The sequence below is a fragment of the Sulfitobacter faviae genome, from assembly GCF_029870955.1.
Taxonomy (GTDB): Bacteria; Pseudomonadota; Alphaproteobacteria; order Rhodobacterales; family Rhodobacteraceae; genus Sulfitobacter; species Sulfitobacter faviae.
In genome coordinates this window covers 501539-526056 of the sequence record NZ_PGFQ01000001.1, presented here as the reverse complement: position 1 = coordinate 526056, position 24518 = coordinate 501539, and the positions used below count along the sequence as shown (strand labels likewise).

Here is a 24518-nt window from a genome sequence, read left to right as displayed (position 1 = left end):
GATAGAACGATGAAACTTTTAGGTAAAGTAGCGCTGGTAACGGGTGCTGCGTCGGGTTTTGGCAAGGGGATTGCCGAACTGTTTGTGGCCGAGGGCGCCAAGGTTGCTATCGTTGACCTGAACGAGCGAGGCGCGCGTGATGTTGCCGCCAGTCTGGGCGATGGGGCTATCGCGATCGGCTGCGACGTGGCGGACGGCGCGCAGGTGGCGGCGGCAGTCAAGCAAACAACCGAGGCGTTCGGGCAGCTGGATATCGTGATCAACAACGCGGGATGGACCAACAAGAACAGCCCGCTGATGGAGACGGACGAGGCGACATTCCGAAAGATTTATGACATCAACGTCCTGTCGATTTTCCACATGACCAAGGCCTGCGTGCCGGTATGGCGTAGCCAAAACGGCGGTGTAATGATCAATATCGGCTCAGTCGCGGGCATCCGCCCGCGCCCCGGCTTGACGTGGTACAATTCATCCAAAGGCGCGGTCAATCTGATGACCAAATCGCTGGCGGTGGAACTGGCACCGGATAACATCCGCGTCAATTGCGTGGCGCCCGTCATGGGCGCCACCGGTCTGCTGGAGCAGTTCATGGGTATGGAAGACACGCCTGAAAATCGTAAAAAATTCATCGCTACCGTGCCGATGGGGCGTCTGTCAGAGGCGCGTGATATCGCCAATGCAACGCTTTATCTTGCATCGGGTGATGCCGATTTCATCACAGGCGTTGTGCTGGAGGTTGATGGCGGACGGACCATCTAATTTCCATCCTATCTAGGTCTACATTCAGGCCCGCGTCCATTGACGCGGGCCTGTCTCATGAATTGAGGTGCCGGTTTTGTCGACGGCAACGGTCACCGGCATGTCCAAAACCGTGAACTCGCGGATCGCTTCCATTCCTAAATCGTCATACGCCACAACGCGCGCCGCCTTGATCGACTGGGCCACTAGATAGGCCGCGCCGCCCACGGCAATCATGTAGACCGCGCCGTGACGGCGAATTGCTTCTATCGCCTCGGCTCCGCGTTCCGCCTTGCCGATCATGATCTTGAGGCCGGTCGCGGCCAGCACTTCGTCGGTGAATTCGTCCATGCGGGTCGATGTGGTGGGACCGGCGGGGCCGATGATTTCGCCGGGGATGGCATCGACAGGACCCACATAGTACAGCGCACGCCCATTTAGGTCGAGGGGAAGGTCGCCACCTGCGCGCAAGGTGTCAACCATGCGTTTATGCGCGGCATCGCGACCCGTATAAAGCGTGCCTGACAGCAAGAGCGTCTCGCCGGACTTCAATTCTGCCAGCACATCTTCGCTTAGATCGTCGAGCGACAATCGCCGCCCGACCGGCCCCTGGCCGTCGATCTGTGGCCACAGCGACAAATCCGGCGGAGTAAACAGGGCAGGACCATCGCCGGTCAGCGTAAAATCAACATGCCGGGTGGCGGCGCAGTTGGGGATCAACGCGACGGGCATCGAAGCAGCATGGGTGGGATAAGTCGCGATCTTGACGTCCAGCACGGTGGTGAGACCGCCCAAACCCTGCGCGCCAATGCCCAGCGCGTTGACGCGGTTCAGTATCTCTAGCCGCATTTCCTCGGTCCGCGTCGATGGCCCACGTTCGCGTAGCTCTGTGATGTCAATCGGCTCGTTCAGCGCGGCCTTAGCAATTGTCATCGCCTTGTCCACGCTGCCGCCGACTCCGATGCCTAGAATCCCCGGTGGGCACCAGCCCGCGCCCATTTGCGCGACACGGTCCACGACCCAGTCCCCTACGCTGGCCGAAGGGTTCAGCACCGCGAACTGAGTCTTGTTTTCCGAGCCGCCGCCCTTGGCTGAGACGGTGACATGCACAGCGTCGCCCTCGACCATCTGGACCTGCACCATAGCGGGGGTATTGTCGCCGCTATTGCGCCGAGCCTCCAGCGGATCAACGATGACGGATGCGCGCAAGGGGTTCGTCTCGACACGCCACGCGGCGCGCACGGCGTCGTCGATCATATCCTGTAGCGGGCGCGTCCAGTTGGTACGCGCCTCGACGCCGATCTCGACAAAGACATTGGCGATGCCGGTATCCTGACAAATTGGGCGATGCCCTGTGGCGCACATCCGCGAATTGATCAGGATTTGCGCGATTGCGGCCTTGGCGGACGGGCTTTGTTCGCGGGTGTAGGCGTCGGCCATGGCGGTGATAAAATCGGGCGGGTGATAGTATGAGATATACTGAAGCGCATCAGTGATGCTAGTAATCAGATCGGCCTCCAGAATGCGCGCGCTCATGCGGCAAGTTCGCTTCGGGCCAGGATCTGCTGCGCACGGATAATGACCGGAGCGTCGATCATGGCGCCACCCAGTTGTGCCGCTGCACTGCCGTTAGCTTCTATTGCCGCTGCGACAACCCGGCGGGCCCATGCCACTTCATCATCAGAGGGCGCAAAGCCGCGCCGCGCCGGGGCAAGCTGCGCGGGGTGGATGATCAGCTTGCCCGTCAACCCCATTTCAACCGCGTGGCGGCAGTCCGCCTCAATCAGGACGTCGTCTCGGGTGGCGGTAGTGACGCCGTCCAGCGGGGCAGGCTGGCCCGCCACCCGAGCGGCCAGCACCAGCGCGGATCGCGCTGCCATTAGCGAGTTGCGCGTGTGTCCCATCCCCAGATCGGCGGCATAATCGATTGACCCAAAGGCCATACGCGCAGATGCGCTCGCGATCTCGGTCAACGAGGCGACCCCGCGCGCCGTTTCGATCAACGCGATCACCGGCATTTCCGTCTTACGCGCGACATGGGCGCAGGCGTCGGCTGATTCAGCCTTCGCCAGCACCACGGCGGCAAGGGGCAACGTGGCAGCCGCGGCAAGATCGGCATCGAACCATTCGGTTCCGGCGGCGTTGATGCGAAGAAAGATAGGGGCGTCAATGGCAATCAGCGCCTCGGTCAGATTTGCGCGGGCCGACGTGCGTGCCATGGGGGCGACCGCGTCCTCCAGATCGACGAGCACCGCATCCGGGCCTGCGACAGCGGCCTTGGCGAAGCGATCGGGGCGGTCGGCAGGGACAAAGAGGGGCAAGTTTATACGGTCGATCGGCGCGGGCATCTGAGGCACTCCGGTATCAGGATTGACCGCTGTAGGCTAACGGGTCGGCGGTTTCGCCGCTAGACCTGCAAGGTATAGCTCTCTCCTATGCCCCCCCCGCCTTTCGGCTATTTCCGGGCGCGCGTATATTCAGGCATCATCGCGCTGAATGAAGAAGAGGACGACAAAATGGCGGGTGATCTGGATGGGCTTTTGGTGGTTTCGGTCGAACAGGCCGTCGCCGCGCCTTATGCGTCAAGTCGTCTTGCGGAGGCGGGTGCGCGTGTCATCAAGGTTGAGCGCCCCGAGGGCGATTTCGCTCGCGGCTATGATCATTTGGTACATGGCGAAAGCGCCTATTTTGTCTGGCTTAATCGTGGCAAGGAGTCAGTTTGTCTCGATCTTTGCGACGCCGATGACAAGGCGCTGATGGATCGCATGCTGGCCGACGCTGATGTATTTATTCAGAATCTTGCGCCGGGCGCTATCGCCCGTCTTGGCTTTGATCAGGCCGTACTGCGCAAACGGTATCCGCGCCTGATCACGGTGGCGATCTCGGGCTATGGCGAAGAGGGGCCGCTGAAAGACCTTAAGGCCTACGACCTTCTGGTGCAGGCTGAAAGCGGACTGTCCCAGATCACCGGCACCAAGGACGGGCTAACCCGTGTGGGGGTGTCGGTCTGTGATATAGCAGCGGGCATGACGGCCTATCAGGCGGTGCTCCAAGCCTTGATCGGGCGCGGCGTCACGGGGCAAGGTCGGCACTTGTCGATATCGTTGTTTCATGCGCTGACTGACTGGATGAACGTGCCCTATCTTCAATACGTCTATGGCAGCAAGGAGCCTGTGCGCAGCGGTCTGAACCATCCGACTATCGCGCCCTACGGGGCCTACACGCTCGCGGACGGCAAAGATGTGCTATTCTCCATTCAGAACGAGCGAGAATGGCGTGTTTTCTGTGCCGACATTCTAGGGCTGGCGGACCTACCGCAGGATCCGCGCTTTAATAGTAATTCTCATAGGGTTGCGCATCGCGCCGAGCTGGACGCGATCATTCGCCGGGTATTCGAACAAGTGCCCCGCGATCAGATGGTGGCCAAATTGGAGGCTGCGCGCATCGCCTACGGGCGGGTCAGTACGATGGACGATCTGGCCGCGCATCCGCAAATCCGCTTTGTTGAAGTGGGCAGTCCCACAGGACCGATTAAGATGCTTGCACCCGGTGCGGTGTCCGACGGTCAAGTACCTGAACTAGGCGACGTGCCCGCGCTCGGCCAGCATACAGATGCGGTGCGGGTGGAATTTACCGAGTGAATTAGGGTAGCTAGCACAGTGTAGCTTACTGTAGCACGCCAGAAACTTGCGGATTGAAGGCCGCGTGGCAAAAACGAAAATTGCGATTCGAAAACTGCTTCATGCAGCATTCGCGAGCAACGCTCAATGGCTCGGCGCCGCTGATATGGAATGATCGTCCAGTAGTTCTGACCTACTGCCCAGCCATGATACATAGGCAAGGGCAGCCACTAATGGTATCTCCAGAGAAACATCTGTCTGGTGGTGTACCCCCATTGGGTAGTCCAGTCTGAATGTTAGTGCATGGTCGCGGAAACACTAGCGAAGCGTGGAGTTGGACATCCGTCTGGACTCGGGTTTCAGGATGTCACGTCGGACGGATTCCGGCGCTGCGTCCATCTCGCGACCTCCGATCCGCTTTGATGCACGCTTCCTTCATGGCAACTGCCCAACCGAAACTTCACTCGAAAAATGCATTGACCGGGGGATTGCTAGGATCGCGAGCGGCACGTTCTGCACGGATCGCTTCCCACATTCCCACATTTAGCCGGGATAGCCGCTGTCTTTTGCTCTACAGGTTGAAGCCTTCACGAGGCTTATCACCCGGTCTTTCCGGTGGGAGTTGTGGGAAATGTGGGATTTTCATTCACCGGAACCAACGGTCGGCTTGAATGGGGTCCTGAAAAATAATTTAACAATATCAATGTGTTGTAGTTAAATTCTCTGCGGGCAGAAAGTTTATCCACATAAACCAGATGGCGGCGGGATAGAAAATTTCGTCGTTATCTCTAATATTGTCTTCACGACAAAGACAAAAGTCAGGGTGCAGGACGGGCACCAGTTTCCACGCTTTCGCCCGCCCCGCAGGTCTCTTCTGGCACTGTCTCATAACTCAATCTCGGCGACAAGAACGTCGCATAAAATGGAGTGCCTGGATGCATCCTTCCGAAATCGGCGTACACCGCCCCAAGCCCAAGCCCAAGCCCAAGCCCAAACCGCACAAGTGCGATATCTTTGCTGAAGTCAAAAGTGCCGCCCATTCACAGATCAGGTCTCTGGCCGAGCGCTGGTTGCCCCACACGCGTATGAGCGGCAGTAACCTGATGGCCTTGAATCCCACCCGGGTGGACAAGTCCATCGGGTCTTTCGGCATCAATGTCAGGACCGGTGCTTGGGCGGATTTCGCAACTGATGATGCCGGTGGCGACATCATCTCCTTCTACGCCTACCTGCATTGCAAAAGCCAGATCGAGGCCGCACGTGAACTGGCCGATATCTTGGGGGTGAACGCATGAACGCAATTTCTCCTCCTAGCCTGCGCCCACTGCCGGCAAGCGCCATCTCCGACGATATGACGCATGTCCGCAGCATTCCCTTCCCATTTCCGCAGCCGGACTTGCGCTGGCAGGGCGAATTGCCAGTCGCCGTCTACGAGTACCGCAATGCAGATGCGACTCTCGCGTGTCTGATCGCGCGCTATCAGACCGATGCAGGAAAGATCCTCCGGCCTGCCACGGTCTGGCGCAACGGCGCGGGGCAGATGAGCTGGGTTTGTAAGGGGCTGCCTGAAGACCGTCCGCTCTATCGCCTTGCGGATCTGCTGGCAAACCCTGATTTGCCAGTCCTGATCTCCGAAGGTGAGAAGTGTGCCGATGCCACCGCCAATTTCCGCGGCTTCTCCAGCGTGACTTGGATGGGTGGCTCTAACGCGCTGGCCAAAACCGATTTCACACCGCTGGCCGGACGGGATGTGTTCATCCTTCCGGACAATGATAATGCCGGGACCAAGGCCACGGAGGAGCTTGCACGCATTCTGACCGGGATTGATGCCCGTATCCGGGTGCTGGATATCGCAAAGTTGGCAGAAGACATGAGTGCCATCGATGTCACGGGCTATGACATTGCCGACGCCATTGATGCCGGTTTGAGCGAACCGCAGTTTGCTGCTCGGCTCGAGCGACCCACGGCGGTCAGGGACCTGAGTATCAGGCCGAACCTCCCGGATAATCCCGTTTATCACGAAATCTGGGACCGGTTCTCTTTTGTCGCGGAGCTGCCGGAGGTTTTCGAACTCACTGAAGTCGGGATCATCAAGACCGAATTTGATCGTTATGGAGAGCCAGTGAAGGTCTATGCAGGGTCACCGCTTGTGGTGCTTGGCCGCACCCGAGCGGCAGGCACACGTGGAGGGTGGGGATACCTCGTCGCATTCCGCACGCCGGCTGGTGACTGGGACACGCTCAGCATTCCCGCTTCCTTGCTTGCGGGAGACGGACGAGAAATGCGCGAACTCTTGGCCGAGGCTGGCTTCGTCGTGCCGCAGCAGTTGGCCGGTCGTCGGGCCTTAGCTGAATACATCGGCTATGCACAGATGAGCAAGATCATCGAAGTGACAAGGCGTGTGGGCTGGACTGACAAGGCGTTTGCGCATCCCGACGGCATGATCGTATCTGAAGCTGAAAGCCGGAATGTCGTTCTCGATCTTGGTGGGCGGTCGCACTATCTTACCTCTGCCGGCAGTATCGAAAAGTGGCACGAGCTTGCGCGCCTCGCGGAGCCGAACAGCCGGGTCGCTTTTGCCCTCTGTGTCGCATTTGCCGCACCGCTGCTGCGGCCCCTCAATATGTCCGGTGGCGGTTTCCATTTTTGGGGCCAATCCTCCCGGGGGAAGACCACATTGCTTACCATCGCGGGTTCTGTCTGGGGCGGAGGCGGGAATGATGGGTTCGTGCGCAACTGGCGGATGACTGATAACGGAGCGGAGGCACTGATCGCCGATCACAACGACATCTTGCTTCCGCTCGACGAGTTGACGCTCGTCGCCCCGAAATGGCGGCCGAGCTCTACTACATGCTTGCCAACGGCCACGGCAAGGCTCGGGCCAAAAAGGATGGCACCGGCGCGGGTACTGTGCAATGGAAAGCCCTGGTCGTGTCTTCGGGCGAAAATACTTCGGCACACCAGATCGACAAGGGGCGCGGCAAGACACGGATGACCGGAGGTCTTGCAGTGCGCATGGTGGATATTCCCATTGAGATTGAGCCGGGCGTAAGCTTTGAGACCTACGCCCCTTTGCCCATCCCGGAGAATTGGCGGATAGGATGTCTTCGATCGCAAAGACACATTACGGCCATGCCGGACGCGCATTCGTGGCCGAGCTCGTCAACGATCAGGATCATCTGATTGGGCGAGCTCGGGCTCTTCGTGAAGAAATCGTACCCAGCTTAACCAACGTCGCTGACGATCCGCAGGTGCGGCGTGTAGCCGAGCGTTTTGCGCTAGCCGGTGCGGCAGGCATTCTTGCCGCAGAGCTTGGGATCTTGCCAATGCAGAGCAGCAGCATTCTCAAGGCGACCACGGCCTGCTTTGAGGGCTGGAAGTCCCACCGTGGAGGAGGAAAGTCCGAAGACGAACTGAATGCTCTCCGGGATCTCAAGTATTTCTTTGAGGCTCATGGCGCGGCTCGTTTCGAGCGGATCATCCGCAAGGATCCAAATAAGGTCGGTCAGAAAAGCGAGGATTTCGTGGTCCGGGATCGCTGCGGATATCGCGTACAGCAGCCGGATGGCGCTTGGCTCTACTATGTCCTGCCCGAAGCCTGGAACCGTGAAGTATGTGGCGACCATGCGCCGAGTCTGATGGTCAAGATCGCCAAAGCCTCAGGAGCGCTGCTTCCGGGTGATGGGCGTCACCTTCAGAAAAAGGTGCAGCTTCCTGACTACCCTTCGCAGACGAGAGTCTACGCGTTGCAGCCAGACCTTCTGCCCTGATTGGTGCTGCGCCACCCTGGAGGCGGGGTGGTGCGTGGTCGTTTAATAATGCAATCGAGGCTAAATTAATTGTTAAACGATCAGTGGGAAAACCCTCGATCCAAGATTCTGGCGGGATGCTTTACATAGCAAACTGGCTTTATAATGGTTCTTAAGGTTCTTCGGCTTGGCTCCGAAAAAAATTAAACCTCCGTCGAGGGCCGTCTGACTGTTGGGCCGTGAGGTCGTTTATCGAGTGTCCTTATGGACGCACACGAAGACACCCCCGTATTCAAGTTCTGTCTGTCTCTGATACCGGCCGTCGCCGCCGTTGGTCAGGTGCCGTAAAGGGCGGCCGCAACCGAGGAGGCGCTGGCAGCTGAACAGGCTGCGGACAAGGCCAGCACCGAGCGTGCCTTTACACGACGCAAGCCCGTGCGCAAACCCTTTCCCGCCCATCTACCGCGCGAGCGTGTGGTGGTAGAGGTCCCAACCAGCTGCACCTGCTGTGGTTCAGACCGGATCATCAAAATGGGCGGGGATATTTCGGAGACACTGGAGGTCATCCCACTCCAGTGGAAGGTGATCCAGACGGTCCGTTAGAAGTTCACCTGCCGAGCTTGCGAGAAGATCAGCCAACCGCCGGCTTCCGTTCCACGTCATTCCGCGCGGCTGGGCAGAGCCGCAACTGATCGCGATGATCGCCTTCGACAAGTATGGACAACATCAACCGTTGAACCGGAAATCCGAGCGCATTGCACCGGAGGGGATTGATCTGAGCCTGTCCACCTTAGCTGATCTGACCGGTCATGCCTGTGTGGCGTTGACCCCCAATTCATGCGTTGATCGCGCGCTACAGCTCGATGCTGGCCTTGTGCATGATGTTTGTTAAAAGGCGATGATGGGCCGAGGCAGGCGAGGTGCCGATCCAGGAAGGGCAGCAAGCTTCGTGTCTTCTTTCTGCTTCACAATTTCGGTAAGCTGGGAAAATATTAAGTTGGGTAAACAGCACCTATCCCATCCTAGGCTGGGGAATTCGCGCGGACAGCGGATTTCGACGCGCAGTAGGTCAGCAGAAAGTCGGTTTGCGTGGTACCCTCGGCAATGGCGCCCGGGTCGGTACCGACAAGGGTGACAGAAGCTTGGGCTTCGTTCTGCCAATCGAGGATGGGTGCTGCAGCCGCAACGAGGCCGGGGATGAAGCGGCCTTCTACCGACGCAAAACCGCGCGCGCGGGTACGCTCTGCCATTGCGGCAACGCTAGACCTCGACGGTTCTATATCGAGCAACAGATTGGGCTGTCGCATCAATCGACGCAGCTGGGTGTCGCGCACTGGAGCGATGGCGCGGGGAGGGCCCCATGCTAAAAATACGCGTCCCGTGGCCGATGTGAGCAGAGGCAGGGTGGTCCCCAGACCCATCGAAGTGTCCGTTGGGGCTGCGCCGCGCTCCCACCGGACCACGGTTGCCCCTTGATTGGCCCAGACCGACAGTAGCACAGTCATGCCGGTGTCGGCGGACAGTCCGGCCAGCCCATCAGCGGCGGTGTTGACAAAGTCGTGCCGGGCCAGGGCCGCCAAACCGAGCTGCAGCGCCCCTGGCCCAAGATCGTACTGCCCTGAACGCCCCTGTTGCTGTACCAGCCCCGCGCCTACGAAAGAAGCAAGATACCGATGCACCTTGCTGGGCGGCATGCCGCAGCCTCGGCCAATGTCGGACAGCGTCTGCGGTCCACCCTGATCAGCTAGATAGGACAGCACTCTGAGGGCTGTATCCAGGGACTTTAATCCTTGACCGTGTGCAGTTTCGTCAGACATTTTCAATCTCCAATAGCGCGCGCAGCGGCGCGACGTCAGCGGCCACAATACCGCTTTCGGTCCGACTGAAAAGGCAGCGCACTTCGCGACCTCGGAAAGCCCGCTTGCCCTCAACAATGCCGTCATAGTTCAGAGTGAACGTCCGGTGTGACCATTCGGTGATTGTGATTCGCAACGAGAGGCGATCCCCATCGCGCATCGGATGGCGGAACTCAGCAGAGGCATCGACCAAGCCCAGCCCCACAGCTTGCAGATTTCGGCAAAGGGTCGCGTGGCCCCCGGCAGGTCTAAGAAGGGTGTGAAAGCCTGCATCCATCCATCGAAATGCATTGGGATAAAAGACAATTCCGGCAGGATCGCAGTCGCCGAATGTGATGTCGAAGTCTTGCGCCGCAGCCATCTGTTTGTTCCTTATTGTGAAATCAATTGTATAATTTAAAAATGTACGGTAATCCTCGAAAAAGGTCGAGGAGATTTGGGAGGACCTATGACAAAGCTTTCCACCGTAGAGATTCTGGGTGCTGGGCCCGCGGGCCTTTACACCGCGATCCTGCTGCGCCGTTTGATGCCGCAGCTGCGTATCCGGGTTACCGAGCAAAACCCAGAAGGTGCCACCTTTGGCTTCGGCGTGGTCTTTTCCGATCAGGCGCTAGAGTTTCTCAAGGCCGATGACCCCGAGACCCATGACCTAGTGGCGCCGCATATGGAGCGCTGGCAAAACATGACGTTGAACCTGCCCGATGGTTCGGTGACCTTGGATGGGGTGGGCTTTACTGCCATCGGCCGGTTGAACCTGATCCAGATCCTGACTGAGCGGGCGCGTGCCCTCGGCATTCCCATCCGCTTCGATACCCAAATTACGGAAGTGGAGGAACTGGAGGCCGATCTTGTTATCGGCGCTGATGGGCTGAACTCGCTGGTGCGGCGCGCCTTCGAGGAGAGTTTCGGGCCAAAGATCGACTATTTCGACAATCACTTCGCGTGGTTTGGCGCGCGAATCCCATTCGACACACTGACCCAGACTTTCATCGAAACTGAACACGGCCCGATGAACGCCCACCATTACCGCTTCACTCCCGACCGCAGCACTTTCATCGTTGAATGCGAGGCAGCAACCTATCGTAAGGCTGGATTCGGCGAGATGACCGAGGAAGAAGGCGCCGAACGCTGCGCCGCGCTTTTCTCGGACGTGTTGAAGGGTACCAAGCTTATCACCAACAAGTCGATGTGGCGGCAGTTCCCCCGGCTTTGGTGCGAGAATTGGGTTGCCGGGAAGTATGCCTTGTTGGGAGATGCAGTGCATACCGCGCATTTCTCGATCGGGTCGGGAACCCGGCTGGCGCTCGAAGACGCCATTGCCTTGGTGCAGGCCCTGGCGACGGAACCGGACTTAGAAACGGCGCTCGCCAGTTACCAAGACCACCGCCAGCCCATCGCGCGTAAGATCGTCAATGCGGCCAATACCTCGGCAGAATGGTACGACAGTTTCGGCCAGAAGATGCAGCTAGCCCCGATGGATTTTGCTTTCGACTACCTGATGCGGTCCGGGCGAATGACCGAAGAGCGGCTGCGCAAGATCGCGCCGCAATTCGCCGCGGACTATGCCGCCAAACGGACCATGGCGGACTAACGGCTCGGCCCCTTCATTTAACGTAGGAACATCACGGCCTGCGCAGTCCCCACCTGGGGCTCCGGCCGAGGGAGGAAAACACCATGTCACAGGGATCGAACCCCAAGACCCCGCTCACCGATCCGGTCGCTCTGAATGCGGCGGGCGCGCAAGAGATCGGTTTTGATAAAGCGCAGCATCGCAACTGCTCGGACATTCTGTGGCAGAACCTCGCGCGCAACCCCGATAAGACCGCCGTGACCGGTCCGAACGGCAGCCTCAGCTATCGTGAATTGATTGCCGAGGCGGCGCGGTGGGGGCATGCTTTTACCCGCGCGGGACTGACGCGCGGCGAACGGATTGCCTTTTTTCTTGATGATACACCGATCTATCCGGCGGCCTTTTACGGGGCGGTCCGGGCGGGCCTAGTTCCGGTGCTTCTGAACATCCAGACCAAGCCTGACGTGCTGAATTACTTCCTGAAGGACAGCGGCGCGCGCATTGCGCTAGTCGAGGCGCAACTGGACGAGGTGTTCAATGATGAGACGCTGGCAGGCACCGAATTGGACAGGCTGGTCATCGCCAATGGGAGTGCCGACCTTGCCAAGTCGATTGAGGCGGAGAGCTTTCTCGATGGCAGTGACACGGTTCTCGACGCCACGGACACTGGCCCCGATGACATGGCATTCTGGATGTATTCCTCGGGCTCGACCGGGCGGCCCAAGGGCATCGTCCATCTGCATCACGACGCGGCCTATATCCACGACAGCTTCGGCGCGCATGTGCTGAAGTTGAGCCAAGACGATATATGTTATTCGGTGCCTAAGGCCTATTTCGCCTATGGCTTCGGCAACTCTCTAGTCTTCCCCTTTGCCGTCGGTGCGACCACACTGCTGGTCCCAGACCAGCCCCGCCCCGAGGCGGTGTTGAAGGCCATCGAGACCTACCGGCCTACGGTGCTTTTCGGCCTGCCGACGCTCTATACCGCGCTGTGCCGTGCGCCTGATATCGACAGCCGGGACCTCACCTCGCTGCGGCAGTCGATGTCGGCGGCAGAGATCCTGTCGGAAGACGTCTATACTGCGTGGGAAGGCAAGGTCGGCCACGGCCCCACCGAAGGGCTGGGCTCCACCGAAATGCTCCATATCTACCTCAGCAACCGGCTCGACGATCACCGTTTGGGTGCTGCCGGCGCGCGGGTACCGGGTTATGAAATCCGACTTGAGACGCCCGAGGGCAGGCCCGCCCAGCCGGGCGAGGAGGGCGTCATGTTTGTGCGCGGCCATTCCTCCGCGCCGACCTATTGGAACCGGCCCGACAAGACTCGCGATACCATGCGCGGCGACTGGATACACACCGGTGACCGCTTCGTCGAGAAGGACGGCTTCTATTATTTCCAAGGCCGCGCCGATGATCTGGTTAAGGTCTCCGGTCAATGGGTCTGGCCGCTCGAGGTCGAGCGCTGCTTGAACGAACACCCCGATGTTAATGAATGCGCAGTCTTGGCCGAGCAACTGGACGACAAGCGCACCGCGCTGCGCGCCATCGTCAGCCTCGTGCAGGGAGGCACGGGCAACGAGGCGCAGTCACAGCGGCTGCGCGATCACATCAAGACGCATCTGACACCTTACAAGGCACCGCGTCTCTTCGACTATCTGCCCCATCTGCCCAAGACGGGCACCGGCAAGATCGACCGTCAGGCGCTGATCCGCAAACCGGAAACCGCTTGATTCACAGTTCAATGGGAGGAACTTACATGACACTGCTTAAGACACTCGCCGCCGCTGCGCTGCTGGCCACGGGGCTTGCCCCCGCCGTGCAGGCGCAGGTGCAATCCTTCTCCACACCGCCGCAGGGCTCGGTCTGGAATACCATGGCCTCGGTCATCTCAGGCGAGGCGCGCAAGAGCGCCGGGATGCGCCTTGTCGTGCAGCCCTATGGCGGCAATGCGCAGATGATGCAGGCGGTGAACGAGGCACTGGCCGAGTTTTCGCTCAATGATGTAAATGATGTGATCACCGCGGTTCAGGGCTCGGGCGATTACACCGCCGCGATGCCCAACCTGCGTATTGTGGCGCGGATCAACCCGTTTCCGGTGGGCCTCTACGTCAAGGAAAGCTCGGGGCTGACCTCGGTCGCGGACCTCGAAGGCCGCAGCGTGCCTTCCGGCTGGGATGCCTTTCCAATCGCGCGGTCGCATATTTCGGCCATCCTTGCCGCTGGAGGTATCGGCTGGGACGATGTCGAACAGGTGCCGGTCCCGGAACTGATCCGCGGCTCCGACGACATGGCATCGGGGCGCGTTGATAGCGCCTTTTTCGCTGTGGGTGGCCCCAAGGTGGCCGAGGTCGACGCCTCGGTGGGCGGCGTGCGCTTCCTCGGGATCGCGGCCAATGACGAAACGCTGGCGGAAATCCGCGAGGTGCGGCCCGCGTTCTACTTTTCCGAAGTCACGCCGGCTCCGGTCCGCGTTGGCGTGGCCGAGCCGATGATGTTCGTGACTTGGGACAACGTTCTTGTCGCAGGCGCGCATGTCTCCGACGAGCAGGTGCAATCGCTACTGGCGGTGCTGTTCGACGAGCGCGAGGCCATCGGCGCTGCCTATCCGCCGCTCAATGCACTCAACCTCGAGACAGCTTTTAAAGAGTTTCCCGGCGTCGATTATCACCCTGGCGCGGTGGCTTTCTTTGAGGACCGCGGTGTCGAGATGACCTCGGACCAGTGACGCAATGACGGGGCGTCCTTGCCGCCCCGTCCTTCAATCGAAAGGGAATGCTGTGGAACAGGACGTGACTTCTCCGAAGGCCTTGTGCGTAAAGAACATCGTTGTCAGCGCTCTGGCCGGCACTCTGACCATCGCTGCGATGGCACAGGCCGCGAGCTTGCCGTCGCGCATGGGGTATTCCTACTACACTGAGCAATTCCTGGCGTTGGTGCTTGGGTTGAGCTTGGCGATCATCTTCCTTGTTACTGGCGAGAACAAGGAACGCGCGCGCTCGGGAGGCGCCACGGCACTCGATTGGCTGCTCTCAGTTACAGGGCTTGGCCTCTCACTCTACGTGATGCTGGCCTATCCGAGCCTCGTATCGCAGGCGATGTCATTGCCTTGGGACGCGCTGCTGGTTGGCGGAGCGCTGTTTTTTCTAGTGCTTGAAGGCCTGCGCCGCTCGGTGGGCTGGACTCTGGTGATCGTGGTCCTCGTAATCGTCGGGTATGGCATGATCGGTCATCTGGTGCCCGGGGCACTGCAAACCCGCGAGGTCGCGCCACAGCGGCTGGCGGTCTATTTGGCCTTCGACCCGAACGGCTTGCTCGGCCTCACGCTCAACGTCGCGGCCACCGTGGTTGTGGCCTTCGTCTTCTTCGGCCAGTTGCTGCTGCGCTCCGGCGGGGCGGACTTTTTCAATGATATCGCCATGTCGACCATGGGACACAAGCGTGGCGGCGCGGCCAAAATCTCGATTGTCGCGTCCGGCCTCTTTGGCTCGATCTCAGGCGTGGTGGTGTCCAACATCGTCGCCACTGGCGTGGTCACCATCAAGCTGATGATACAGTCCGGCTTTCGTCGTACCACCGCTGGCGCTGTTGAAGCGGTTGCGTCCACCGGCGGCCAGATCGCGCCGCCAGTGATGGGGGCCGTGGCTTTCCTGATGGCTGACATCCTTCAGAAACCCTATTCCGAGATTGTCGTCGCCGCTATCGTGCCGGCGCTGCTTTATTACGTGGCGCTATTCGTGCAGGCCGACCTACAGGCGGCGAAACAGGACATCAAGCCGCTCGACCTCAGCGACGCCCCGACAACCGCCACTGTCCTATCACGCGGCTGGGTCTTCATCCTGCCCTTCGCGGCCATCGTTACGGCGCTTTTCTGGTTCAACCAACCGGCCGAAACCTCTGCGCTTTGGGGCGGGGCGGCGGCACTCGTGATTGGGCTGACCGTGGGCTACGGAGAGACCCGCATGGTGCTGCGTGACCTCTGGGCAGCGTCTGTCGAGGCGGGCAAGTCGATCACCCAGATCATCATGATTTCGGCGGCGGCGGGCTTTATCATCGGCGTGTTGAACGTCACCGGTCTGGGCTTTGCCGCGACCTTCGCGCTGGTAGATCTGGGGCAGGGCAATGTCTTTGTGTTGCTGCTGATCTCGGCCTTAGTCTGTCTGATCCTCGGCATGGGGATGCCCACGGTGGGGGTTTATCTGCTGCTCGCCGTGCTGATCGCGCCCTCTCTGGTTCAGTCGGGGGTCGAGCCCATCGCGGCGCATCTGTTCATCTTCTACCTCGGCATGATGTCGATGGTAACCCCGCCTATCGGCATCGGCGCCTTCTTTGCCGCTGCCATCGCCAAGGCCTCGCCCATGGCCACGGCTTGGGAATCTATGCGCTTCGGCTGGACTGCCTATATCGTGCCTTTCCTCTTTGTCTTCTCGCCAGCGCTCTTGTTGATCGGTGATCCAATGGAGATCGCCATTGCCGTCACGAGCGCTGTCTTAGGGGTCTACGCGATTTCGGCGGCCTTTGTTGGCTGGTTCCACGGCCCGGCAGGGCAGGGGCGCAGAGCTCTCATTGGCCTCGCCGGGGTAGCGCTCCTGCTGCCGCCGGGTATCGGCGGAGCACATACGTTGTGGATCAACGCGGCAGGTTTTGCAGTGCTTGCTCTGCTCTGGATCACCGCTCGGGCGGAGCGCAATGACTCCCCGCGCTAACGGAAAATGGACAGGGCTGAAAAGGCCCTCAAACTTAGAAAAGGAAACTAAATGTCTTTTGTCTTCACCCCGCCCGAGAGTGCTGACGTGGCCGTTCACGGGAGCGATGACCGCCTGCCGGTGCGCCGTATCTTCTGTGTTGGGCGCAACTACGCCGCCCACGCTGTCGAGATGGGCAAGGACCCGGACCGCGATCCGCCATTCTTCTTCACTAAGCCCGCCGATGCGGTGGTCGATACCGGGGAGACGGTAGCCTATCCGCCCCAGACAGAGAACTTTCACTACGAGGCCGAGCTGGTCGTCGTGATCGGCGGGGGGGCAAGAACATTGCCGAAGAAAACGCGCTCGATCACGTCTGGGGCTATGCCGTCGGCAACGACCTGACCCGCCGCGATCTGCAGCTGGAAGCGCGTGAGAAGGGGCGCCCTTGGGACTGGGGTAAAGCCTTTGACCGCTCTGCAGTGATCGGCCCAGTGTATCCGGTCGCACATGTCGGCCATCCTTCCAAGGGTTCGATCCGGCTGACAGTCAACGGCGAGATCAAGCAGGACGCCGATCTGGCTGACCTGATCTGGTCGGTGCCCGAGGTGATCTCGATCCTGTCCCATTCGATGGAGCTGCGGCCTGGCGATCTGATCATGACCGGCACCCCCGCCGGTGTCGGCCCGCTGGTCGAAGGCGATACCTGCCGGGTGGAGATCGAAGGCCTGGGCGCCATCGAAACCCCGATCGGTCCGCGCGCCTGAACCAATGCGGGGGCCGTCGGCCCCCCGCGTCACCTCAGACAAGGAAAGGCTCTCATGTCCCTGCGGCTTCACAACTTCTTCCGATCTTCAACTTCAACCCGGCTGCGCGCCGCGCTGAACCTCAAGGGACTGGATTACGACTACGTGCCTTACGTCTTGCGGGACGGCGAAACTCGAACGCCGGAATACCTCGACCGTAACCGGCAGGGTCTTGTTCCGACACTGGAGCGCGAAGACGGCAGCCACCTGACACAGTCGCTGGCCATCATTGAATGGCTTGAGGAGACCCACCCTGAGCCAGCGCTTTTGCCGGTCGATCCTGATGGCCGGGCACGGGTGCGGGCGCTGGCACAGATGTTGGCGCTCGAGGTGCATCCACTGAACAACCTGCGGGTGCTGTTTTACCTCCGCGACGAATTCGGTGCAGATGAGGCGGCCCAGAAGAAATGGTTCACCCATTGGGTTACGCTCACCTTCGACGCGCTGGAAGCGACATTGGCCGACAGTCCTGAGACCGGGCGCTATTCTCACGGCGATCAACTGACGCTGGCCGATATCTGTCTCTACGCGCAGGTCTGGAACAACAAGCGCTTCGACATCGCGCTAGACCGTTGGCCCACCATCGCGCGTATCTTCGCGGAGCTCGACCAGCTCCCCGCCTTCACTAATGCCGCGCCGCCGAACCAACCCGACGCTGCCTAGCCAACAAGGAGACCCATGATGGACAACGCCATGCAACCCGAGGATACCGTGGAACTGCGCGCGCTCTATGAGGGCTTCAAGCGGAACCACATGAACCCGCTCTGGACCCAGACCGCCGGCCTCATGCCGCAACACCCCAAACCCAAAGCGGTGCCTTACGTTTGGAGGTGGGCCGATCTGTTGCCTATGGCCGAGCAATCCGGTGACCTGGTGCCGGTCGGACGCGGCGGCGAGCGCCGCGCCATCGGGCTGGCCAACCCCGGCCTCGCCCCGCACGCATATTGCACGCCGACGCTCTGGTGCGCGATCCAGTATCTCCTGCCTGGTGAGAACGCCCCCGAGCACCGCCATTCGCAGAACGCTTTCCGCTTCGTGGTCGAGGGCGAGGGCGTCTGGACCGTCGTCAACGGCGACCCGGTGCGCATGTCGCGCGGCGACCTGCTGCTGACGCCGGGTTGGGCTTTCCACGGACATCACAACGTCGCTACTGAGCCGATGGCTTGGATTGATGGGCTGGATATTCCGTTCAGCCAGCAGATGGATGTGGGTTTTTTCGAGTTCGGCGCGGAGCGTGTCACCGACAATGCCACCCCAAACTACAGCCAAGGCGAGCGGCTGTGGGGCCATCCGGGTCTGCGCCCGCTGTCGGGCCTGCAAGATACGGTATCTTCGCCGATCGGCGCCTACCGCTGGGAGCACACCGACCGCGCCCTGACCGAACAGCTGCTGCTTGAGGACGAGGGCCAGCCCGCCACGGTGAGCCTCGGCCACGCGGCGGTGCGCTACACCAATCCTACCACCGGCGGCGACGTGATGCCGACGATCCGCTGCGAGTTTCACCGGCTGCGAGCAGGCACCGAAACGCCCTTGCGGCAGGAGGTTGGTTCTTCGGTCTTCCAAGTCTTCGAAGGCTCGGGGACGGTGGTTCTGGGCGGCGAGACTCGCAAGCTGGAGAAAGGTGACATCTTCGTCGTGCCCTCCTGGGTCAGCTGGTCGCTGCAGGCCGAGACGCAGTTCGACCTGTTCGGTTTCTCCGACGCTCCGATCATCGAACGCCTGAATTTCATGCGTAGAATGGTCGACGGCAAATGACCCCGGAAGACACCGCCGCCCGTAACGCGTTGCGCGCCCGCCAAGGTGGCGGAGCCCGCTATGATGCCGAGGCGGCGCCGCATGGTGATCTTCTACAGGCCCGTCGCGGCACTGCTTATTTCGCGCGCAAGCTCAACGAGTTGAGCGATGCTGAACTTTCGGGCCCCGCCCTTCGCGACGGCTGGACCTGCGCTCAGATCGTGGCCCATATCTGCTACCACGCCCGGTTCTTTGCACATCTGCTCGAGGCCGTACGCACCGGAATGTCGCAGCCTATTGCCGAGAACCTCGATACCGAGACCGCCCTTGGTGCCACCTTGCCACCGCACGCCTTGCGCAGCCTCTTTCGCCATGCAGAGGTGCATCTCAACGTTGAATGGCGCGATCTCACCGATCAGGACTGGAACGCTCCGCTGCACCTGCCGGACGGGAGAGCCATCACAGCGCGCGAAACGCCTATTTTGCGGGCAAAAGAGGTCTGGCAGGGCGCGATTGATCTATCCCACGGGGCTCCCCCTCCGGATGTTCAGCGCGTTGTGCTTTGGTAGTAGCTTAAGTCAGTGTCCGAATTTCGGGGGGGTAGGTCAATCTGCACTGTATCCACAATGATAGTGCGGTTCATCTTTTTGTTAAGATCAGTTGAGTGCGGGCAATGCCCGGTTTGAGGGCCAATCGCGGCATCGGACTAGGCTGGGTTCATGTTTCAGACCAAGCTTGAAGATCGGACGTGTGCCGAGCACAGTGTTTGCACCCGGGTCCTCCTGCCGACCATCCCGCCCTGGTGGTTGAGCTTGCGAATAGTGTCCGTTTCGCTGCTTTCGGCGATATCAGCCCAGCACTGTGCCAGCGAAAAGACTACCCAATTATCCACAAAAAGAAGCCGGGGCCGGCCTCTTACTCGTATGGCGGCTCAGCGGACATTCCTTTCGTTAGCTGCGACTGCTCAATCTGTGCCGCGCCAGCGAAGGGCGGCGGCAGGGAGGGCGAGAAGCGGTCGTTTGCTGCGTTCTACAGCAACGTCGACTGAGCGAACAAAGTCGACGTCAGTTGCGAGCGGCTCAATGACTGTTACTCTGAACCGAGTGGATAAAGGGCTTCAAGGGGGATCGCAGAATGAGTGCTGTTGTCTTAGACGTGGGAATGTCGATTGACGGCTTTTGGGCTGATGAGAATGGCAGCAGCATCTTTCCCGTCGAGGAAATGCACCATGCCGGTTTGATTGCGCCTTTGGTCTTGCGCACCGGTGCTGTTGTAATGAGTCGTGCATCATTCGAAATGGCCAGCGACCCAAACTGGTATGCCGACAACTATGAGTATCAGGTTCCCATATTCGTCATTAGCGCATATCCCCCTTCGATAGAACCAACTGGAAACGGACGCATTTCAATCGATTTCCTTCCGAACTTCGATGCGGCCTTGGCGGCTGCCCGCAAAGCCTGCGGCGAGCGTGACATTATGATCATCGGCGAGGCAAGCGCCGCGCAATCTGCCATGGCCAGTGGAGAATTGGACGAAATCTACCTACGAATAGTGCCGCGAGTCATGAAAACGGGCATCCCGCTCTTCGACGGCTCTGCACTAAACCGCGACTTTCGTCGGACCAGTGTTACGATGACAGAAGAAGCAACACACATACATCTGACGGCTCATTGAGGCGTCGTCCATTTTGGGAGGACAACATCCGCACTTTTGATGTGTTGAATTGTCTTCCAAGGAGACGTTCGCTGCCGACCCTGCTAAGGTCAGCTGTGGGCCGCTCTTGCAGGCGCAGCCCATGCTGCAACTGCGAAGAACTCCGCCCCTCACTCGGTCAATGTGGGCTCGTTGCTGCCGTTAAGGCATCAGCCTATTTCATGGCCAGCTCAATCCCCATTCAGGCGTGCGGCGCATTTGCCGCCCAATCGCGATGCAGAGAAGCCCGCGCATCTGTTCGACGACAGGTAACGGCTTCCAAGTCGTGGCTGTGACGGTCCTGGTGCCTGACTTCGTTGATTTTCGCCGGACTTTCACAACTGGCTGACGATGGTTCCAGCGCCAGAGGATCTCGTCGATATATCGCTGAAGGTGCTTTCGTCCAAGGCGATGATAGACCCCGACAAGGGCGCGCTGGACCTGAGAATTGACGGCTTCCACCGTATTGATGTGCGCCCCGAGGCTGGGGCGGGAATACTGTCGGGCACCGTGATTGACCCTATGATGTGCAGCAAATGCTTTGCCAATTTTGCGATAGGCCCTATTGCCATCAGTCATCAGAATAGACTGTGTGTCCATCCATTCTGTCATGATCGGGCCGAGCGTTGCGCCTTGGGCATTCGGAACCAAGGTCGCCTTGGCTTGACCGTTGCGGTCAGCGGCGACAAGCACGATAGGTTTCTTGGTGCCACGCCCCCTCTTGTTTTTGACCCCTTTCTTGAACTTGGGGGCCCCTCCGACAAAGGCTTCATCGACTTCAACTGTTCCGCTCAACGGACTGGCGATCCCCTCTCTGTCGTCCATCAGTTCGCGGATTGCATGACCGAGTTTCCAAGCAGTTTTCTGATTCACGCCCAGGATTCGTGACATGACGACCGAGGAGATCCCCTTGCTTGATGTCAGCACGAGAAAAATCGCGGCAATCCACACCCGAAGATCCAGTTTGGTCGAGTGCATTGGCGTTCTTGTGGTGACGGTGAATTGACGACGACATTCGTGCTCGGAACATTGATACAGTCCGGCACGCGCAGATTGACATCGAAGCGCCACAGACCGCACACTGCCGCAGTGTGGGCAATACCGGCCGGTGGGCCAGATCATTTCTTCGAGGAAGACGCGCCCGTGATGTTCGCTCGGCATCTTCTTCCAGATATCCCTGACGGATTTCAGTTCCGTGATCATGTCGGCACTCCAATGACTGGGAGCCGACAATATTGGCCAACTACCTGTTTCCCGAAGGGAACAGTCCATTTCGCGCGAAACGGTGACAGGTCCGAGGTTTTTCTATGGTTTTCATAGCTATGACTCTGCCCGCGCTTCTTTTCGTGGATAACGGGGAAAGACTATCGTCTAACAGTTCTCCGCTAAGGTCAGTCCCAAGAACCTCGTCGAACCCTTCTAGGGGATTGAAGCGTTTAGAGTCCTATGGATAGTTGTCGAACGAAGCAAGTTCAGGGAACGGGCGGTCGCGACGTTCGTGAACCTATGATTAAACGCGAGCTCGGCTCAGCGATTCGTTTTTATCAAGGAAAATTGCCGCTATTGCCTGAATCATGTCCACGTGCTCGGCTGCGATGAAAGCGCTTTCCGACTCAGGAAACAGTTTTTTCAAGTTCAAAGGTCTCCGAGTGCCGTTCGCGACAGATACCGCGGAAGCGTTCCCAGAGGCCCCGGTTGCGGGGTACTGCGTGGTGTTGGCACCCGATGTCCTTAGTGTTCCTTTGCACTTTGCCAGACGTCTTACTGATAAGCGCCCAGAACGAATGGCCGAGCGGGCCTTTGAGTTAGGATTCGATGATTTGCTCCCGGCGCTAACCCTGGTAGCGAGAACATGGCCGGCAATCGGCGATGAAAAAGATGTTAGAGGACAACGTCTGGCTTGGTCTGAAGATTTTTAGAAAATAGTTTCTAAGTTTTTTCACGAACTCCTCGTACTTCCATCCTTATGAGGCGTCGGCGTTCTGGCGCGCCCAAATCGGCTCCGCACAGGAACCAGACAAAATTGCGCAGAAGGACGCGGGTTCAGAGGTCAGTTCACCGAGATCAAAGTCGGGAAGATCGCCATCTACTTCAGCAATTAGCTCTTTCACTGTTGGTGAATCCTCCGGTAGCGCTTATTAAGCGATGTGCATAACGATCAGCCAGCGTCGCGCGGACCTTCCAAGGCGTCTCGCGCAGCTGACATATGATCAGGGCAGTGATGTCCGTATGTCTGCTCAACCATTTTCGTTGAGCTATGTCCGAGGAAGCCGGCGACCTGCCACAAGTCGATCCCGGACTGGCACATCCAAGTCGCGGCTGTGTGGCGCAAGATGTGCGGCGTGATGACGCCAGGGATACCCGCGCGATCTGCGGCAGCTTTTACGCCGTCGCGGCACGACCGGATTGACCCACCGTGATATTCAATCACATGATCACCTGCGGTCCGTTCTCGAGCCTCGCGGAGGATGTCCACGACTCTGTCTGAGATGGGGACCCGGGCCCGGCGTTTGCGCTGACCGCGCTCTTTCTCTTCGTGATCATCGGGGCTCACGCGTAAATCAATCTGCCCTTTTTCAAAATGCACTTGGCTCCACTGAAGCTCCAATAAAGCGCCGTGTCGACCTGCCGTCGCGAGGGCCAGTTCCACGAACAGTTTAGTATGCGGCTTTTGGCATGCATCAATCAGCTGTGCCGCTTCGTGGCGCGTCAACCACCGCTCGCGCGGTTTGCTCTGCGCAGGTAAATCGAACTTTTTCGGACTCATCGACAGCAACTCGTGGTCGCAACAGAGCTTCCATGCGGCCCTGATCGTCGACAGTTCCTGCCGGATCGTTGGGCCTCCGACCCCTTCCGCACGACGGCCGGAAATGTATTTTCGCGACCATGCGAAGCCAGCATCGACGAGTGGGGCATCAGAAGCATGGCGCTTGATCGTATTGACCACAAAACGCCATTTCTTATTCCACTGACCGTTCTCCAGCATCCCCGGCTTCTTAACCTCGACCCAATAGTCGATGACTTCGGCAATGGTCTCCGGCTCCGACGTGGAAATCTTGCCGCCTTTGTTCTCGATATACCCGAGCAGGACGCGCGTCGCTGCGGCCTTCGAAGTCTCGCCCGTCGAGCGTCGATACTTGCCATCTCTGATATGCCACGCATCGCGGCGCGGGACTTTGACGAGATAGGGTGTCCGTTGCGCTTTAGTCATCAAACCCTCTGTTCATCTGCATCTCGAGTAGGCTCGCATCCATTTTATTTTCATATTGCTCGGCGTTGAGCTGTTTCTCGATCGTTTCAGCTATTCGCACTGCCATTCCAGCTGGAAGCTCGACGTTGACACGTAGCGTCAGATAGCCGGGCCTGCGGCTCATTGCGGGCGTCATCTGATAGGCAAATTCATCAGCTGAATGCTCGGCTTCGATGTTGTCGAGCGATACACTTTCAGGATCGATGTCGGATGGCTTGACCTTCAGCGCTGCCGCAATCGCAATTAACTTCTTCGCGGGAGGCTTGGTCTTGCCATGGTAATAGCGGCCAAAGCCATCTCGCTTGAGTCCAGACGCTTCGGCCACTTCGGATTGCTGGAGGTTCCGTTCGCGCAGAATGCGCTGCAGATTCTGAGCATAGATGGGAAGTTCGTCGCCAATGTCATTCATGTCGAGCTCTCCAGAAGTGTTTTTCATACCGCATGAATAACACGAAAACAGACAATATCAAGCGATATAATACAGCGCTCAGCCCAAAAGCGTGGTTTGATTACCGCAGACGGATTTTCGGGGCATACGACATAAGGTATGGTGGTGTAGTAGAACATGTCGTTCTCGAACTCTTTAGACGGGTACGCGGCTGTACCCCGACGAGCTAAGAGCCGCGCTTTGCGTCCGGCACCACACGATGTAAAGACCCAACTACGCTCGTGTCACATAACGCGTAGTCGCCGGAATAGTCGCACTCAGCCGTAAGCGTAGGGTCCTTTCGTTGAGCATCCGGGGCATTATGGCCCTCATCATCACAGTCCTACTGCTTCGGTAGAGAGGAGGGATATCTCCGCATTTTTCATCGATTTCC

22 protein-coding genes and 2 pseudogenes are annotated in these 24518 nt (G+C 59.2%); 16 read left to right on the top strand and 8 right to left on the bottom strand.

Going from position 1 to position 24518, the window contains the following annotated elements; all coding sequences use genetic code 11:
- Nucleotides 1-9 precede the first annotated feature (9 nt).
- Complete coding sequence (locus tag CUR85_RS02765; protein WP_276153571.1) at nucleotides 10-759, top strand: SDR family oxidoreductase; 750 nt, start codon at nucleotides 10-12, stop codon at nucleotides 757-759.
- Nucleotides 760-783: 24 nt separating this feature from the next.
- Here the strand turns inward: CUR85_RS02765 and CUR85_RS02760 are convergent, their stop codons facing one another.
- Entirely contained in the window at nucleotides 784-2274 is a 1491-nt protein-coding gene (locus CUR85_RS02760) for a fumarate hydratase (RefSeq protein WP_276153570.1), read from the bottom strand.
- The gene (locus tag CUR85_RS02755; RefSeq protein WP_276153569.1) at nucleotides 2271-3086 is read right to left on the bottom strand and encodes an HpcH/HpaI aldolase/citrate lyase family protein; all 816 of its coding nucleotides are present in this window, start codon (nucleotides 3084-3086) and stop codon (nucleotides 2271-2273) included. The genes CUR85_RS02760 and CUR85_RS02755 overlap by 4 nt, the downstream gene beginning before the upstream one ends.
- A 168-nt stretch (nucleotides 3087-3254) precedes the next feature.
- Here CUR85_RS02755 and CUR85_RS02750 point away from each other — a divergent pair, with 168 nt between their 5' ends.
- From CUR85_RS02750 to CUR85_RS02730, 5 genes and pseudogenes are all read left to right on the top strand, one after another.
- A complete protein-coding gene (locus CUR85_RS02750; RefSeq protein WP_276153568.1) occupies nucleotides 3255-4379 on the top strand; it encodes a CaiB/BaiF CoA transferase family protein in 1125 nt (374 codons plus the stop codon).
- Between the two features lie 914 nt (nucleotides 4380-5293).
- Nucleotides 5294-5653: a hypothetical protein gene (locus tag CUR85_RS02745; protein WP_276153567.1), complete on the top strand. Its 360-nt coding sequence runs from the start codon at nucleotides 5294-5296 to the stop codon at nucleotides 5651-5653.
- On the top strand, nucleotides 5650-7353 hold the full coding sequence (locus CUR85_RS02740; protein WP_280321479.1) for a DUF927 domain-containing protein: 1704 nt from the start codon (nucleotides 5650-5652) through the stop codon (nucleotides 7351-7353). Before CUR85_RS02745 ends, CUR85_RS02740 begins: the two co-directional genes overlap by 4 nt.
- Nucleotides 7354-7507: 154 nt before the next feature.
- Nucleotides 7508-8128 carry a hypothetical protein gene (locus CUR85_RS02735; RefSeq protein WP_280321477.1) on the top strand — a complete coding sequence of 207 codons (621 nt, stop codon included), beginning with the start codon at nucleotides 7508-7510 and terminating at the stop codon, nucleotides 8126-8128.
- Nucleotides 8129-8458: 330 nt separating this feature from the next.
- A pseudogene (locus CUR85_RS02730) lies at nucleotides 8459-8939 on the top strand (IS66 family transposase zinc-finger binding domain-containing protein); the annotation flags it as partial.
- Nucleotides 8940-9129: 190 nt separating this feature from the next.
- Here CUR85_RS02730 and CUR85_RS02725 read toward each other — a convergent pair.
- Together CUR85_RS02725 and CUR85_RS02720 are read right to left on the bottom strand one after the other, a co-directional pair.
- On the bottom strand, nucleotides 9130-9924 hold the full coding sequence (locus tag CUR85_RS02725) for an IclR family transcriptional regulator (RefSeq protein WP_276153565.1): 795 nt from the start codon (nucleotides 9922-9924) through the stop codon (nucleotides 9130-9132).
- A complete protein-coding gene (locus CUR85_RS02720) occupies nucleotides 9917-10324 on the bottom strand; it encodes an acyl-CoA thioesterase (RefSeq protein WP_276153564.1) in 408 nt (135 codons plus the stop codon). The genes CUR85_RS02725 and CUR85_RS02720 overlap by 8 nt, the downstream gene beginning before the upstream one ends.
- A gap of 87 nt (nucleotides 10325-10411) precedes the next feature.
- Between CUR85_RS02720 and CUR85_RS02715 the strand changes: the two genes are divergently transcribed.
- The 9 genes and pseudogenes from CUR85_RS02715 to CUR85_RS02675 all read left to right on the top strand — a co-directional run bounded on the left by CUR85_RS02715 (nucleotide 10412) and on the right by CUR85_RS02675 (nucleotide 20429).
- Nucleotides 10412-11554, top strand: coding sequence for an FAD-dependent monooxygenase (locus tag CUR85_RS02715; RefSeq protein ID WP_276153563.1), 1143 nt, complete (start codon nucleotides 10412-10414; stop codon nucleotides 11552-11554).
- Between the two features lie 83 nt (nucleotides 11555-11637).
- Nucleotides 11638-13263, top strand: coding sequence for a benzoate-CoA ligase family protein (locus CUR85_RS02710; RefSeq protein ID WP_276153562.1), 1626 nt, complete (start codon nucleotides 11638-11640; stop codon nucleotides 13261-13263).
- 26 nt (nucleotides 13264-13289) lie between these two features.
- Nucleotides 13290-14258, top strand: a complete 969-nt coding sequence (locus CUR85_RS02705) for a TAXI family TRAP transporter solute-binding subunit (RefSeq protein ID WP_276153561.1) — start codon at nucleotides 13290-13292, stop codon at nucleotides 14256-14258.
- A gap of 64 nt (nucleotides 14259-14322) precedes the next feature.
- Nucleotides 14323-16236 (top strand): TRAP transporter permease, encoded by a 1914-nt coding sequence (locus CUR85_RS02700; RefSeq protein ID WP_280321469.1) that lies wholly within the window; start codon nucleotides 14323-14325, stop codon nucleotides 16234-16236.
- A 51-nt stretch (nucleotides 16237-16287) separates the two neighbouring features.
- Nucleotides 16288-16982, top strand: a pseudogene (locus CUR85_RS02695) (fumarylacetoacetate hydrolase family protein).
- 54 nt (nucleotides 16983-17036) lie between these two features.
- Nucleotides 17037-17684, top strand: coding sequence for a maleylacetoacetate isomerase (gene maiA / locus CUR85_RS02690; protein WP_276153558.1), 648 nt, complete (start codon nucleotides 17037-17039; stop codon nucleotides 17682-17684).
- Between the two features lie 15 nt (nucleotides 17685-17699).
- Nucleotides 17700-18776 (top strand): cupin domain-containing protein, encoded by a 1077-nt coding sequence (locus CUR85_RS02685; RefSeq protein ID WP_276153557.1) that lies wholly within the window; start codon nucleotides 17700-17702, stop codon nucleotides 18774-18776.
- Nucleotides 18773-19324, top strand: a complete 552-nt coding sequence (locus CUR85_RS02680; RefSeq protein ID WP_276153556.1) for a maleylpyruvate isomerase N-terminal domain-containing protein — start codon at nucleotides 18773-18775, stop codon at nucleotides 19322-19324. The genes CUR85_RS02685 and CUR85_RS02680 overlap by 4 nt, the downstream gene beginning before the upstream one ends.
- Before the next feature lie 565 nt (nucleotides 19325-19889).
- The gene (locus CUR85_RS02675; RefSeq protein WP_276153555.1) at nucleotides 19890-20429 is read left to right on the top strand and encodes a dihydrofolate reductase family protein; all 540 of its coding nucleotides are present in this window, start codon (nucleotides 19890-19892) and stop codon (nucleotides 20427-20429) included.
- 198 nt (nucleotides 20430-20627) lie between these two features.
- Here CUR85_RS02675 and CUR85_RS02670 read toward each other — a convergent pair whose 3' ends face one another.
- Nucleotides 20628-21650 carry an IS1595 family transposase gene (locus tag CUR85_RS02670; RefSeq protein WP_276153554.1) on the bottom strand — a complete coding sequence of 341 codons (1023 nt, stop codon included), beginning with the start codon at nucleotides 21648-21650 and terminating at the stop codon, nucleotides 20628-20630.
- Between the two features lie 392 nt (nucleotides 21651-22042).
- On the opposite strand from CUR85_RS02670, the gene CUR85_RS02665 reads away from it, so the two are divergent.
- Nucleotides 22043-22366 carry a hypothetical protein gene (locus tag CUR85_RS02665; protein ID WP_280321464.1) on the top strand — a complete coding sequence of 108 codons (324 nt, stop codon included), beginning with the start codon at nucleotides 22043-22045 and terminating at the stop codon, nucleotides 22364-22366.
- Between the two features lie 45 nt (nucleotides 22367-22411).
- Here CUR85_RS02665 and CUR85_RS02660 read toward each other — a convergent pair whose 3' ends face one another.
- Genes CUR85_RS02660 through CUR85_RS02650 form a run of 3 tightly spaced genes read right to left on the bottom strand, consistent with a single transcriptional unit; the run spans nucleotide 22412 to nucleotide 24133 of the window.
- Nucleotides 22412-22558: a hypothetical protein gene (locus tag CUR85_RS02660; protein WP_280321462.1), complete on the bottom strand. Its 147-nt coding sequence runs from the start codon at nucleotides 22556-22558 to the stop codon at nucleotides 22412-22414.
- 47 nt (nucleotides 22559-22605) lie between these two features.
- A complete protein-coding gene (locus CUR85_RS02655; RefSeq protein ID WP_276153553.1) occupies nucleotides 22606-23658 on the bottom strand; it encodes a tyrosine-type recombinase/integrase in 1053 nt (350 codons plus the stop codon).
- Complete coding sequence (locus CUR85_RS02650; RefSeq protein WP_280321458.1) at nucleotides 23651-24133, bottom strand: helix-turn-helix domain-containing protein; 483 nt, start codon at nucleotides 24131-24133, stop codon at nucleotides 23651-23653. The genes CUR85_RS02655 and CUR85_RS02650 overlap by 8 nt, the downstream gene beginning before the upstream one ends.
- Nucleotides 24134-24518: the final 385 nt, after the last annotated feature.

What these genes read in the sequence shown, in the direction of transcription:
- CUR85_RS02720 (WP_276153564.1), bottom strand. Translation starts at nt 10,324, where the DNA reads ATGGCTGCGGCGCAAGACTTCGACATCACATTCGGCGACTGCGATCCT.
- CUR85_RS02655 (WP_276153553.1), bottom strand. Translation starts at nt 23,658, where the DNA reads ATGACTAAAGCGCAACGGACACCCTATCTCGTCAAAGTCCCGCGCCGC.
- CUR85_RS02765 (WP_276153571.1), top strand. Translation starts at nt 10, where the DNA reads ATGAAACTTTTAGGTAAAGTAGCGCTGGTAACGGGTGCTGCGTCGGGT.
- CUR85_RS02675 (WP_276153555.1), top strand. Translation starts at nt 19,890, where the DNA reads ATGAGTGCTGTTGTCTTAGACGTGGGAATGTCGATTGACGGCTTTTGG.
- CUR85_RS02665 (WP_280321464.1), top strand. Translation starts at nt 22,043, where the DNA reads ATGAAAGCGCTTTCCGACTCAGGAAACAGTTTTTTCAAGTTCAAAGGT.
- CUR85_RS02760 (WP_276153570.1), bottom strand. Translation starts at nt 2,274, where the DNA reads ATGAGCGCGCGCATTCTGGAGGCCGATCTGATTACTAGCATCACTGAT.
- CUR85_RS02705 (WP_276153561.1), top strand. Translation starts at nt 13,290, where the DNA reads ATGACACTGCTTAAGACACTCGCCGCCGCTGCGCTGCTGGCCACGGGG.
- CUR85_RS02740 (WP_280321479.1), top strand. Translation starts at nt 5,650, where the DNA reads ATGAACGCAATTTCTCCTCCTAGCCTGCGCCCACTGCCGGCAAGCGCC.
- CUR85_RS02715 (WP_276153563.1), top strand. Translation starts at nt 10,412, where the DNA reads ATGACAAAGCTTTCCACCGTAGAGATTCTGGGTGCTGGGCCCGCGGGC.
- CUR85_RS02750 (WP_276153568.1), top strand. Translation starts at nt 3,255, where the DNA reads ATGGCGGGTGATCTGGATGGGCTTTTGGTGGTTTCGGTCGAACAGGCC.
- CUR85_RS02725 (WP_276153565.1), bottom strand. Translation starts at nt 9,924, where the DNA reads ATGTCTGACGAAACTGCACACGGTCAAGGATTAAAGTCCCTGGATACA.
- CUR85_RS02670 (WP_276153554.1), bottom strand. Translation starts at nt 21,650, where the DNA reads ATGATCACGGAACTGAAATCCGTCAGGGATATCTGGAAGAAGATGCCG.
- CUR85_RS02755 (WP_276153569.1), bottom strand. Translation starts at nt 3,086, where the DNA reads ATGCCCGCGCCGATCGACCGTATAAACTTGCCCCTCTTTGTCCCTGCC.
- CUR85_RS02680 (WP_276153556.1), top strand. Translation starts at nt 18,773, where the DNA reads ATGACCCCGGAAGACACCGCCGCCCGTAACGCGTTGCGCGCCCGCCAA.
- CUR85_RS02650 (WP_280321458.1), bottom strand. Translation starts at nt 24,133, where the DNA reads ATGAAAAACACTTCTGGAGAGCTCGACATGAATGACATTGGCGACGAA.
- CUR85_RS02710 (WP_276153562.1), top strand. Translation starts at nt 11,638, where the DNA reads ATGTCACAGGGATCGAACCCCAAGACCCCGCTCACCGATCCGGTCGCT.
- CUR85_RS02685 (WP_276153557.1), top strand. Translation starts at nt 17,700, where the DNA reads ATGATGGACAACGCCATGCAACCCGAGGATACCGTGGAACTGCGCGCG.
- CUR85_RS02745 (WP_276153567.1), top strand. Translation starts at nt 5,294, where the DNA reads ATGCATCCTTCCGAAATCGGCGTACACCGCCCCAAGCCCAAGCCCAAG.
- maiA (WP_276153558.1), top strand. Translation starts at nt 17,037, where the DNA reads ATGTCCCTGCGGCTTCACAACTTCTTCCGATCTTCAACTTCAACCCGG.